9 protein-coding genes and 1 pseudogene are annotated in these 13421 nt (G+C 40.6%); 6 read left to right on the forward strand and 4 right to left on the reverse strand.

Going from position 1 to position 13421, the window contains the following annotated elements; genetic code table 11:
• The first annotated feature begins 4 nt into the window (after nucleotides 1-4).
• Nucleotides 5-1174, forward strand: a complete 1170-nt coding sequence (locus tag MWU78_RS09720) for an efflux RND transporter periplasmic adaptor subunit (protein WP_246997359.1) — start codon at nucleotides 5-7, stop codon at nucleotides 1172-1174.
• A gap of 217 nt (nucleotides 1175-1391) precedes the next feature.
• On the opposite strand, the gene MWU78_RS09725 is transcribed toward MWU78_RS09720, so the two are convergent.
• The 4 genes and pseudogenes from MWU78_RS09725 to MWU78_RS09740 all read right to left on the reverse strand — a co-directional run bounded on the left by MWU78_RS09725 (nucleotide 1392) and on the right by MWU78_RS09740 (nucleotide 6253).
• On the reverse strand, nucleotides 1392-2642 hold the full coding sequence (locus MWU78_RS09725; RefSeq protein WP_246997361.1) for an FAD-dependent oxidoreductase: 1251 nt from the start codon (nucleotides 2640-2642) through the stop codon (nucleotides 1392-1394).
• 1 nt (nucleotide 2643) lies between these two features.
• Nucleotides 2644-3651, reverse strand: a complete 1008-nt coding sequence (locus tag MWU78_RS09730; RefSeq protein WP_246997363.1) for a 4-hydroxyproline epimerase — start codon at nucleotides 3649-3651, stop codon at nucleotides 2644-2646.
• Nucleotides 3652-3655: 4 nt separating this feature from the next.
• On the reverse strand, nucleotides 3656-5239 hold the full coding sequence (locus tag MWU78_RS09735) for an aldehyde dehydrogenase (NADP(+)) (RefSeq protein ID WP_246997365.1): 1584 nt from the start codon (nucleotides 5237-5239) through the stop codon (nucleotides 3656-3658).
• A gap of 93 nt (nucleotides 5240-5332) precedes the next feature.
• Nucleotides 5333-6253: pseudogene (locus MWU78_RS09740) on the reverse strand (dihydrodipicolinate synthase family protein).
• A 328-nt stretch (nucleotides 6254-6581) separates the two neighbouring features.
• On the opposite strand from MWU78_RS09740, the gene MWU78_RS09745 reads away from it, so the two are divergent.
• The 5 genes from MWU78_RS09745 to leuB all read left to right on the forward strand — a co-directional run bounded on the left by MWU78_RS09745 (nucleotide 6582) and on the right by leuB (nucleotide 13412).
• A complete protein-coding gene (locus tag MWU78_RS09745) occupies nucleotides 6582-8144 on the forward strand; it encodes a M28 family peptidase (protein WP_246997367.1) in 1563 nt (520 codons plus the stop codon).
• A 322-nt stretch (nucleotides 8145-8466) separates the two neighbouring features.
• A complete protein-coding gene (leuC, locus tag MWU78_RS09750; protein ID WP_246997369.1) occupies nucleotides 8467-9873 on the forward strand; it encodes a 3-isopropylmalate dehydratase large subunit in 1407 nt (468 codons plus the stop codon).
• Between the two features lie 178 nt (nucleotides 9874-10051).
• On the forward strand, nucleotides 10052-10648 hold the full coding sequence (leuD, locus tag MWU78_RS09755; RefSeq protein WP_246997371.1) for a 3-isopropylmalate dehydratase small subunit: 597 nt from the start codon (nucleotides 10052-10054) through the stop codon (nucleotides 10646-10648).
• 129 nt (nucleotides 10649-10777) lie between these two features.
• Nucleotides 10778-12295 carry an alpha-isopropylmalate synthase regulatory domain-containing protein gene (locus MWU78_RS09760; protein ID WP_246997373.1) on the forward strand — a complete coding sequence of 506 codons (1518 nt, stop codon included), beginning with the start codon at nucleotides 10778-10780 and terminating at the stop codon, nucleotides 12293-12295.
• A gap of 61 nt (nucleotides 12296-12356) precedes the next feature.
• Nucleotides 12357-13412, forward strand: coding sequence for a 3-isopropylmalate dehydrogenase (gene leuB / locus MWU78_RS09765; protein ID WP_246997375.1), 1056 nt, complete (start codon nucleotides 12357-12359; stop codon nucleotides 13410-13412).
• The last annotated feature ends 9 nt before the right edge of the window (nucleotides 13413-13421 follow it).

Raw genomic sequence — 13421 nt, forward strand, 5'->3', positions numbered from 1 at the left:
AACTATGTCACGTATACTATATATTTCCCTTATATCAATCCTTTTGTTCAATGTTATGGCCTGTGGGGATTCAAGCAACAAAAATAATACCCATGATAATGCTGCGGAAGGTGCTGATAAGGCAAAAACGATAACCCTTACCAAAGCCCAATTTGAAGGCGAGAACATGGAATTGGGGAGACTTAGTCAACAAAATTTCCCTGTGGTGGTAGAGGTTGCGGGAACCATAGATGTTCCGCCTCAAAACAAGGCAATAGTAAGTGCCTTTTTTGGAGGGTATATAAAAAGAACTCCGCTTTTGATTGGTAATAAAGTAAAAAAAGGGCAACCCTTGCTTACCTTGGAAAGTCCTGAATTTGTTCAAATTCAACAAGAGTATCTGGAAAGTTTTGAACAACTTAATTTTCTTAAATCCGAATATGAGCGACAAAAAAGTTTGGTAGCGGAGCAGATAACCTCTCAAAAGAATTTTCTAAAAGCAGAAAGCGAATACAAACGTAATCTTGCGAGCAATAATGGTTTGCGTCAAAAACTTAATATGTTAAATATCTCTCCCGAAAATGTTGAAAAGGGGATACTGGTATCGGAAACAACCATTTTTGCTCCCATAGATGGCAGCATTACCCAAGTTAATGTTAGTAAAGGCATGTATGTTTCCCCTTCGGATGAAATTATGGAGATTTTAAATACGGACCATATTCATTTGGAATTATCCGTGTTTGAAAAGGATATTATGAAAATAAAAAAGGATCAGAAAATACGTTTTAGGATTTCGGAGGCCTCCGAGGAATTTTACGAAGCTGAGGTCTATTTGGTAGGCACCTCTATTGATGCCGATAGTAGAACGATTAAGGTGCACGGTCATTTGCATGATGATGAAAACCACAATTTTGCTGTGGGTATGTTCGTAGAAGCTGCTATTATTACCGAGAATAAGAATATTACAGCCTTGCCCGTTGAGAGTGTTCTTACCTTGGATGACAGTCAGTATGTTCTAACCTTGGTTTCGGAGGGGAACGACGGACGTATTTTTGAATCTAGAACGGTTAAAACTGGAGATAGCTATAATGGATACATTGCCATTACCGATTTGGGAGAATTGAAGGATAATGACCAGATAATAGTTAAGGGCGGATTTAATTTGATGGGCGAGTCCGGTGGTCACGATCACTAATCAACTCACTATCTTTTAAAAAGTTGGCTGCTAGGGGTTTTACACTACATAGTCCTAAAAGGATAAACGGCGATGGTTGATGGGATATGGTCGAATATCATTTGACTAGAAATGTTGTAAATACCAATGGTACCATTATGGGACATAAGCGAATTAATGGGGATAAAAAATAGTGTCGGATATGTTATGCCGAATCCTAAATATCTGGAGTTAAATTCTAGAATTGTCTATTTGGGGAAAATCCGTTTATGTCCATAGATGTTTTCTTGTCAGAAATTATTTCCGAGACCAATTGTCCGGTCACCGGTCCAAGACTCCAGCCCATCATGGCATGTCCGGTGGCAATGGTTAAATTTTTCAGGGAACTGCATTTTCCAATGTAGGGCAGGCCATCCGGAGAAACTGGGCGTAGACCGCTTTTGGCAAGGCCAATTTCCCCATCATTAATTTTGATGTCTGGATAAAACTGGGTGACAGCTTTGGCAATAGCCTGAACGCGTTGTTTTTTAATAATATCATTGATTCCGGAAAATTCCATGGTTCCTGCAAACCGGGTATATTCTTTCATGGGTGTCACGGCTACTTTGGCCTCCATTAAAATGGCAGGAATGGTAATCCCGGTTGGGCGCGCTACGTTTATACTATATCCTTTACCAGCCTGCACAGGAAGTTTCAGGTTCATTTTTTTGGATAATTTTTCGCTCCAAGAGCCGGCCGCCAAAACAATTTCATCAACAGAATACTCAGCCTTATCGGTGGTAACTTTGCTTATTCGGTTATTATCTATCAATAAATCCGTAACCTCTTCCTTAGTCTTGATAATCACACCACTTCGCTTCAGATAATTCAGCATTTTTTCCATGAACTCTGTTGGAGTGGTGTGTCCATCACACTCATAATGAATCGCTCCTTTAACATCCATGTTAAGGTTGGGCTGCAGTCTGTTTAGTGCTTTCTTATCCAAGGAGCTAACTTCCAGGCCTAAAAAGGAAGCCTTTTCAGCGACCGCCAATTCATGCTCCCCTTCCTCTTCGGTTTTATACAACATTAACAAGCCCTTTCTTTCCAATTGGAAATCGCCTAAATCCCCAGTATTTTTAATAGCTGTGAAAAGCTCCCTACTCATTAGATTTATTTCCTTGATCAAGGGAATAGCGTGGGCTACTTTTTCCTTGGTAGATGATTTATGAAAATACCATGACCATCTAAAAAAGTCCATATCCCACCGCGGTTTCATATAAAATGGACTGGTTGGACTGAACATCCATTTGATACCTTTGGAAATCATTCCTGGTGAGGCCAGGGGAATTATATGACTGGGGGTAATATACCCGGCGTTGACAAAGGAGGCTCCGGAAGTAATATCCGATTTGTCCAAAATTGTAACCTGATGTCCTTCTTTATGTAAAAAGTAGGCCGAACAGAGTCCTACGATACCCCCGCCTATAATCAATACGTTTTTTTCCATTCTATATTACTTGAAATCCGTGTGCATAAGGATCATCATCGTCAATAATAATGTTATTGTATCCGTAAATCTGGGCCCATCCCCTAATACTCGGGACTATGGCCTTTAATCCAGACAGTGTAGTCTCCTCCTCCACTTTACCAATAAATTGGGACCCAATAAAACTTTCGTGAATAAAATCTTCCCCCACCTTTAATTTACCTTTGGCGTGCCATTGTGCCATACGTGCAGAAGTTCCAGTACCACAGGGTGATCTGTCTATAGCCTTGTCCCCATAGAAAACAGCATTCCTCGCCGTAGCCTCTGGTGATATAGTGTTGCCTGTCCATAGGATATGGCTAACACCGTTTATGGTAGTGTTCTCTGGATGGATAAAGTGGTCGGGATAATTTAGATTGATTTTTTCTCTTATTTCTTGACTGTACTGAATCAAGTTACTCGCAGAATATTCCTGGATTCCCTTGAAATTTTTTTGGGGGTCAAAGATTGCATAGTAGTTGCCCCCATAGGAAACATCGAATATTAGTTCTCCCAAAACAGAACAGTTAATGGTGAGTTCCGAGGAAGCCAAATAAGACTTGACATTGGTCAATTTTACCCAATCCACTTTTTTGCCAGTCTCCTGGTATTGGATGTTCACCAATCCTGCCGGGGTTTCCATACGAATCCTACCGGGCTCCTTTGGTGAGAGTAATCCTTCTTCTATACCAATGGTTATAGCCCCTATAGTGCCATGCCCGCACATGGGAAGGCAACCACTGGTTTCTATAAATAAAATACCAAAATCGTTTTCGGGGTCCGAGGGTGGGTAAAAAATACTTCCACTCATCATATCATGACCACGAGGCTCAAACATTAATCCTTTCCGAATCCAATCGAACTCCTTAAGGAAATGCTGTCGCTTTTCGCTCATGTTATTGCCCAATAAAATTGGTCCTCCACCGGCAACCACCCTAACGGGATTCCCACATGTATGGGCATCCACGCAAAAAAAGGTCTTTCTGGCCATTAATCTAAATCTTCTGTTTGGTATGTTCTCCGTTCACAAGTCGCATGATTCCCAACGGATTATTATTTTTTAAGGCCTCTGGCAATAATTCCGAAGGCCAACTTTGGAAAGAGACGGGCCTTACCCATCGCTTAATGGCAGAGGTTCCAACCGAGGTAAATCTACTATCCGTTGTGGAAGGAAATGGGCCTCCGTGCATCATGGACGGACAAACTTCCACTCCAGTCGGCACTCCATTGAATATTATACGGCCTACTCTATTCACCAAAGCATTTACTACCGCTGTATAAGCCTTTATTTCAGTTTCTGTTCCTAAAATAGTACCTGTCAGTTGCCCTTCCAATTCATGGGTCACTTTTACCAATTCTTCTTTGTTCTTGCATTGGACTACAATTGAAAACGGTCCAAAAACCTCTCTATGTAAAATAGGGTTGGCTAAAAAATCCTCTGCAGATACGGTTAAAACCTTCTGTTGTGCAAAATTAGGGGCTACGTTGCCGTTATGCGAAGCTACTTCTATGGTCTTTGGTTGGGCAGACAATTCTTTTTTCCCTTTTTCGTAACCTTCATGGATGTTGGGGTGCAACATACAAGTAGGATCCAATTTTTCTATTTCTGTACCCAAGGTGGCTACAAAACTATCCAGGGCCGGTCCTTTTATGCCTAGAATAAGTCCGGGGTTGGTGCAAAATTGTCCTGCTCCCAACATAATGGAACCCGCGTATTGGGTTGCCCAATCGGACCCTTTTTGTTCCAGGGCAGATGGTAGTACTATAACTGGATTAATACTGCCCATCTCGGCAAAAACCGGAATCGGCTCTTTTCTTTGGGTAGCCAATCTATAAAGTGCCATTCCCCCGTTTGTACTACCTGTGAAACCTATTCCTTTTACTTTTGGATGTACGGTCAATAGCTGCCCTACCTCTAAATCACTACTATTTAGATTGGAGAATACGCCATCGGGCATACCTGTCTTTTTAGCTGCTTTTGCTATAGCTGTGGCTACCAATTCTCCAGTGCCCGCATGCATTGGATGACTTTTTACAATTACGGGACATCCTGCAGCAAGAGCACTTGCTGTATCTCCTCCGGCGGTAGAAAACGCTAATGGGAAATTGCTGGCGCCAAATACAACAATGGGACCAATGGGAAGTAACATTTTTCTTATGTCTACTTTGGGCAATGGCTCCCTATCCGGCTGGGCGGTATCTATGGTGGCCTCTACCCATGAGCCCTCCTCCAACAAGGTAGCAAAGGCGCGAAGTTGCCCCATGGTTCTACCGCGTTCTCCTTTGGCCCTGCCTTCCGGTAAACCTGATTCCTGTACATAAGCGGAAATCAGTTCATCACCCAAGGATTCAATTTCACTGGCAATGGCCTTTAGAAATTCTGCCTTTTTTTTGTCTGAAAAAGTGCGATATGTTTCAAACGCCACCGAGGCTTTTTCTACAGCGGCATTTACCTCTTCCTTAGAGGCTTCATAGAAAATCCATTCCGTTGGTTTATTTAATTTTGGATTGAAGGTAGAATAAGTTCTGCTGTTCTTGGCCGATGTTTCTATTCCAATATAGTTTTTCCCTGTAATCATTGTAAATTGATATTATAATTATGCGCTCCTAATGAGCTCGTTTTTTCACCACTAAAGTAACACTTTAGCTGGTTTTTTCCAGTTACATTCTGCTTAAACCAATTCTGCCTTATAATTCGGAAGGGTTGGTCTTGTCCTCATTCCTTCTTTAATATTTTTTAAGACCCTTTTTCTTTCCTCTCCTTGGAGCGGTAGTCTGGGAGCCCGTACTTCTTCTGTTCCAATCCCGGTAGCAACTTCGGCCAACTTTATGTTTTGTATCAACAGAGGGTTTATGTCCAATTCCAATAAGGGTAAAAACCATCTGTAAATGGCCAGGGCTTCCTTGATTTTCTCGGCTTTAGCCAAGTTGTGGATGGCCACTGTTTCTGCTGGGAACGCACATACCAAACCAGCTACCCAGCCGTCTGCTCCCATTAGGATACTCTCCAATCCTAAGGTGTCAACACCTGTCAAAACCTTTAAACGATTGCCAAATCGATTTTTAATTCTTGTAATATTTGAGATATCGCGGGTAGATTCCTTGACCGCCTGAATGTTGTCCATCGTTAATAATTCTTCGAACATATCCAAGGTTACTTCTATCCCGTAATCTATTGGGTTATTATAGACCATGATGGGCAAATCAGTGCTTTTGGCAACTTCCTTAAAGTAGGTAACGGTTTCAAAATCATTGGCCTTATAACGCATCGGAGGAAGCATCATTAAGCCACTGGCTCCGTATTGTTTCCCTTTAGAGGCAGCCTCAATGGCACCTTTGGTGGTTTGCACGGCAATATTGATGATTACCGGAATATTTCCATCAACGATGTCTACGGTCTACTGAGTTAGTGTTTTCTTTTCGTCGTCGGTCAGTGTGCTAGCTTCACCAAGGGTACCACCCAAAGTAATGGCGTTGACTCCCGCCCCCATTTGTGCCTGTATGTTTAGCTCGCACATTTTTAAATCCAATTTATCATCTTTTGTGAATTTGGTGGCCACTGCTGGCATTACGCCTTCCCATTTTATTAGCATAGCTATAATTGTTATTATGAATTACAAATTTAGTAAAAGCACACTCCTTGGAATAGAGGTATATTAGCCAAACTTGAGAGGATATTAACTATTCCAAGGTGTCCCACCATAAAAAAAATACCAACATAACATCTACTATGGGTTAGAATTAAAACTTGAGAAATTCTTAGTTGACAGACATTATAGTGTAATGTTAAATTATTTATGCTGGTTAAATCGGAAGATCGGAAGACATGTAGCACAGTTTTCAATTTTATAAAAATAGTAAGATTGTTTCTTCAGGATTTCCCTATTTTTGAAAAATCCTGAAATAATTAAACATTACTCAATGAAAAAAATATTGTTTGTTGCGCTAGGGCTTTCGTTGGCCTGCAACTCATCGCAAAAAACGATTTCCCAACAGACGGAACCGATAAAAACCCTAGTGGATCCACAGGTTTATGCAGAATCCATTACTGAGGCTGAATTAAAAGAGCATCTTTATACCTACGCCTCCGATGAATTTGAAGGTAGGGATACCGGACAGCCCGGACAAAAGAAAGCGGTAGAGTATTTAAAAGCAGAATACGTGCAACTCGGGATTCCTGCAGCACAATCCGATGGGAATTACTTTCAAAATGTTCCATTGGTAATTAATCATTTGCCAAAAGGAAGTGTTTCAATTCATGGAAAGAAATATGAGAATGGTGATGGATTGCTGACCTTTTCGGCTGCCACTGGAAGCTATGATGATATTATATATGTGAATTATGGTGTTGAAGAAGAAAACTATTCGGATTATGCCGGTTTGGATGTAAAGGGTAAAATTGTATTGATGAAAGCAGGCGAACCTGTAAATGCAGATGGCACCTATAAACTATCGGGTAGCAATGAAAAGTCTGTTTGGAGCAATATGTCCGAATCTCTTGGAAAAAGAATGGAATTGGCATCTAGCAAAGGAGCTATCGGAGTTATGTATTTTGACGAAGGCAACTATGGTCGATTCAAAAATAGGTTCAATTTTATGCAAGGCAACGATGGTGGCAGTATGGTGCTTAAAGACGAAATGGAATCTGATTTTTTCAGCTTTTTTATTGATGCCACGGTAGCCAATGCCATTCTTCCAAATATACTATCGGAAAATACATCGAAAATCGTTGCCACTAAATTGGTCTTGAATATTGAAAGTGATAGCAAAGAGGTGGATTCGGAGAATGTAGTAGCGGTAATAAAAGGTTCGGAAAAGCCAAATGAATATGTTATAATTTCAGCGCATCTTGATCATGTAGGAGTAAATAGTGCAGGTGAAATTTTTAACGGGGCGGATGATGATGGTTCTGGAACAGTTGGACTCTTGGAGATTGCTGAAGCCTTTAAGAAAGCTGCGAATGATGGCCATGGTCCCAAAAGATCAGTCGTCTTTCTACATGTTACCGGAGAGGAAAAAGGCCTTTTAGGTTCTAAATACTATGCCGATCATGATCCCATTTTTCCACTGTCCGAAACCGTGGCCGATTTAAATATCGATATGATAGGCAGAATAGATCCTAATCGCAAAGGGGACAGGAATTATATTTATTTAATTGGCTCTGACAAATTGAGCACCGAACTTCATGAGTTATCGGAAGCGGTGAACAGGAAATATATGAATATTGAATTGGATTATACCTTTAATGATGAAAATGACCCCAACCGTTTCTATTACAGAAGTGATCACTACAATTTTGCCAAAAATAATATACCTATAATTTTTTATTTTAATGGAACACATGCCGATTATCACCAGCCTGGTGATACGCCGGACAAAATAAATTATGACCTATTGCAAAATAGAACAAGGTTGGTGTTCCTAACGGCTTGGGAAATAGCTAACAGGGATGCGCGTCTAAAGGTAGATAAGGCTGTTAATTAGAATAGAATACATTAGAATGTAAAAAGGTGGTTGAAATTAATTCAACCACCTTTTTTTTGTGCTATTTAAATAAGTTTTTAATAGCAAGGAAAGCCTGTATTTAATAATTGATCGGTCGTAATAACCGCTTATAACCTACAAGTGGAATATTAAGGGTTATATTCCAAACAATCGTCAACTTTTATGTTGAACATCGTAATTATTCCTATAATAATTTCAATGATTTATAAGATAGTCTTAATTTTGCGTGCTAGTGAAAAAGTAGGCAATGGGCCTTTTAGTAAAAAAAGAAATCTAAGATCATAAATCATAACCCTATAAAATGAAAAAAACGTTATTTGATAAAGTGTGGGATTCCCACGTTGTTCATAAAATCGAAAATGGGCCGGATGTATTGTTCATTGACCGTCACATGGTTCATGAGGTTACCAGTCCGGTAGCATTTCTAGGTATAAAAAGTAGGGGTATTCCAGTAATGTATCCAGAGCGTACTTTTGCCACGGCAGACCACAATACACCTACAATTAACCAGCATTTACCGGTTAAGGATCCACTTTCGGCCAATCAGTTGAAAGCATTAGAAGAGAATTCCAAGGCTCATGGCATATCCTATTGGGGACTTGGGCATGAAAAAAATGGTATTGTTCACGTTGTAGGTCCTGAATACGGAATTACACAACCAGGAGCAACCATAGTATGTGGTGATTCGCATACCTCTACCCATGGAGCATTTGGAGCCATAGCATTTGGTATCGGTACTTCCGAGGTAGAGATGGTTTTGGCTACACAGTGTATTATGCAGCAGAAAGCCAAATCTATGCGTATCAATGTAAATGGAAAACTTGGTAGAGGTGTAACTTCAAAGGATGTAGCCTTATATGTAATTTCCAAACTGTCCACCTCTGGTGCTACAGGATACTTTGTGGAATATGCAGGGGATGTGTTCAGGAATATGACTATGGAAGGTAGGATGACCGTTTGTAATCTAAGCATTGAGATGGGTGCTCGTGGAGGTATGATCGCTCCTGATGAAAAGACTTTTGAGTATATTAAAGGACGCGAATTTACTCCGGTTGGTGCAGCTTGGGATACGGCCATGGAATACTGGGAAACACTTAAAACGGATGAGGGAGCAACTTTTGATAAGGAAATAACTTTTGATGCCGCAGATATAGAACCTATGATCACTTATGGGACCAATCCAGGGATGGGTATCGGAATTTCCAATGGCATTCCAATGGCAGAAGCTGTAGAAGGTGGTGTTTCAACCTACAAGAAGTCCCTTCAATATATGGCGTACAACGAGGGTGATAATATGATTGGCAAACCAATCGATTTTGTGTTCTTGGGAAGTTGTACCAATGGACGAATTGAAGACTTCAGAGCCTTTGCATCTATTGTAAAAGGTAGAAAAAAAGCAGATAATGTAACCGCTTGGTTGGTGCCCGGGTCACATAAGGTGGAATCGGCAATCAAAGAAGAGGGAATTTTGGACATTTTGCACGAGGCAGGTTTTGAATTGCGCGAACCTGGCTGTTCTGCATGTTTGGCCATGAACGATGATAAGGTGCCTGCTGGGAAATATGCAGTTAGTACCTCGAACCGTAACTTTGAAGGAAGACAAGGTCCTGGGTCAAGAACACTATTGGCAAGTCCACTTGTTGCTGCGGCAGCTGCAGTTACAGGAAAGGTGACGGATCCAAGAGAGTTGATGCAGGAATTGGTTTAAAGCGTAAAGTACTTTTTGCACTTTTCTTATCCGTTAAGCAGAGTTTATAGGACTTTTAAAGATGCTCCTAAGAGATTTAAGCTGTACGAGGTTAAGAAAGTCCGAATGAATCTAGAAATATAAAATAAAGTTTAATTTTCGTTTTGCGCTAAGCGCTAAGCACATAAGTTTAAATAACATGGCATACGATAAATTTAATATACTTAAATCAACAGCCGTTCCACTTCCAATAGAAAATGTGGATACCGATCAAATTATTCCAGCTCGATTCCTTAAGGCTACGGAGCGTAAAGGTTTTGGGGATAATTTGTTCCGGGATTGGCGTTATAACCCAGATAACAGTCCAAAGAAGGATTTCGTTTTAAACGACCCTACCTATAGTGGTCAGATCTTGGTGGGTGCTAAGAACTTTGGGTCAGGTTCTTCCAGGGAACACGCTGCTTGGGCAGTCTATGACTATGGATTTAGGTGTGTGGTATCCAGTTTTTTTGCAGATATCTTTAAAAACAACTGTTTAAATATAGGAGTATTGCCGGTGCAGGTGAGCGCCCCATTTTTGGAAAAAATATACGCTTCTATCGAAGCAGACCCAAAAACTGAATTAGTGGTCAACTTGCCGGAACAGACGATTACCTTGTCGTCTACAGGTGAGTCGGAAAGTTTTGACATTAACCATTATAAGAAAGATAATATGCTTAATGGCTTTGATGACATTGATTATCTATTGAACATAAAAGAAAACATTAGGGAATTTGCCAAAGATACCCCTTTGTAAAACATCGGGTTACCGTTAAACTCGCGAAGTGTTTCATGGAGCGCACCCTTCTTCCTGATATGCCACGGTGCGAATTCATTACTTATTAGGTTATTGGACAATAGAGATACTGTTACTAGTTCAGCATAAATGAAAAGAAGAAAAATTGAAATAATGGACACCACCCTGAGGGATGGAGAACAAACCTCTGGGGTGTCCTTTTCAGCATCCGAAAAGCTTACTTTGGCGAAGTTATTGTTGGATGAGTTGAACGTTGATAGAATTGAAATAGCTTCTGCCCGAGTATCGGAGGGAGAACTTTCCGCTGTACAACAGATTACTGAATGGGCCAATGTAAAAGGGTGCATAGACCGTGTTGAGGTATTAACCTTTGTAGATGGTGGTGTTTCTCTTGATTGGATGAAAAAATCCGGTGCCAAGGTCCAGAATCTTTTGACGAAAGGTTCTATGAACCATTTAATGCATCAACTTAAAAAAACTCCCGAACAACATTTTAAGGAAATAGAAAATACCATAGCATCGGCAGCCAAGGAGGGAATTGTGACCAATGTGTACCTGGAAGACTGGAGCAATGGTATGCGGAATTCCAAGGAATACGTATTTCAATTTTTGGATTTTTTATCTTCACAACCCATTAAAAGAGTGTTGTTGCCGGATACTCTGGGAATATTGACATATAACGAAACTTATAGTTATATATCGGAAATAGTAGAACGTTACCCCAAGATGCATTTTGATTTCCATGGTCATAATGATTATGACCTAAGTGTTTCCAATGTTATGGAAGCTATAAAAGCAGGTTGTCATGGACTTCATTTAACCGTTAACGGTATGGGCGAAAGAGCAGGTAATGCTCCAATGGCCAGTGCCATAGCGGTAATAAATGATTTTATGCCCGAAATAGAGGTGGCCGTAAATGAATCTTCCCTGTATAAGGTTAGTAAGTTGGTGTCGGCATTCACTGGTTTTGGAATACCGGCGAATAAGCCTATAGTGGGAGATAATGTTTTTACTCAAACTGCTGGAATTCATGCGGATGGGGACAGTAAAAAGAACCTATACTTTAACGATTTAATGCCGGAACGTTTTGGCAGAAAGCGTAAATATGCCTTAGGTAAAACATCAGGAAAAGCCAATATTCAAAAGAATTTACAGGAACTTGGATTAACGCTTAACGATGATGAATTAAGAAAGGTCACTGCCCGTATAATTGAATTGGGAGATAAAAAGGAAAAGGTTACCAAGGAAGACTTGCCTTATATTATTTCCGATGTTTTGGATAGTGATACTTACCAACAAAAAGTTTTTGTAAAATCATATGTGCTTACCCATTCCAAGGGATTAAAACCATCCACTACCCTGGCCCTGGAAATTAATGGCGAACTCATAGAGGAACACGCCCAGGGTGATGGGCAATATGATGCCTTTATGAATGCATTGAGAAAAGTATATAAATCCAAAAAAATGGAGTTGCCTATTTTGATAGATTACGCAGTGCGTATTCCACCTGGTAGTAATTCCGACGCCCTGTGTGAAACTATTATTACATGGAAAAGCGGTGATAAGGAATTTATTTCTAGGGGGTTGGACTCCGATCAAACCGTCTCGGCCATTAAGGCAACCGAGAAAATGTTGAATATTATCTAATAAAAACACAAACAATTTTAACCATGCCAGTCGAAAAGCGTTTGGCAAAAAGCAAAAATAAATGAAATTAAAAATTGCCCTTTTAGCAGGAGATGGAATAGGACCTGAAGTAATTGATCAGGCGGTAAAAGTATCCAATGCAATAGCCAAGAAATACAATCACGAGATTAATTGGACCCCGGCGCTAACCGGAGCAGCGGCCATTGATGCGGTAGGTGAACCTTACCCTGATGAGACCCATGCCATTTGTGAAGCCGCAGATGCCGTTTTATTTGGTGCTATAGGACATCCTAGGTTTGACAATGACCCTTCCGCCCAAGTACGTCCGGAACAAGGATTGTTAAAAATGCGTCAAAAATTAGGTTTATTCGCCAATGTTAGGCCAACTTTTACTTTTCCGTCACTAATAGATAAGTCTCCCCTGAAGCGTGAGCGAATTGAAGGGACAGATTTAATCATTCTAAGGGAATTAACGGGCGGAGTATATTTTGGGGAACGTGGACGAAAGGATAATGGGAATACCGCCTTTGACACTATGACCTATACCCGTGCCGAAATACAACGTTTGGCCAAAAAAGGTTTTGAAATGGCCATGACCAGATCTAAAAAGCTTTGTTGCGTAGATAAGGCCAACGTTTTGGAATCTTCCAGGTTATGGAGAGAAACGGTGCAAGCTATGGAAAAGGATTATCCTGAAGTTACTGTTTCCTATGAATTTGTGGATGCAGTTGCCATGAGGTTGGTACAATGGCCAAGTACCTATGACGTAATAATCACCGAAAACCTTTTTGGAGATATTTTAACGGATGAGGCTTCTGTAATATCGGGATCAATGGGCTTAATGCCATCGGCTTCCGTGGGAACCAAAACAAGATTGTATGAACCAATTCACGGATCATATCCACAAGCCGCAGGTAAGGATATTGCCAATCCATTGGCTACCGTACTTTCTGCTGCCATGATGTTCGAAGATTTTGATTTGAAGGAAGAAGCTCAAGCCATTCGTGATGTTGTAAACAAATCCTTGGCGGAAGGTGTGGTTTCAGAAGATTTGGCGGAAGGCGGAAAAGCCTATAAGACCAGCGAAATTGGAGATTGGTTGGCTAAAAACATCTAGAATATTTTA

It is taken from the genome of Arenibacter sp. F26102 (assembly GCF_023015865.1).
Lineage (GTDB): Bacteria > Bacteroidota > Bacteroidia > Flavobacteriales > Flavobacteriaceae > Arenibacter.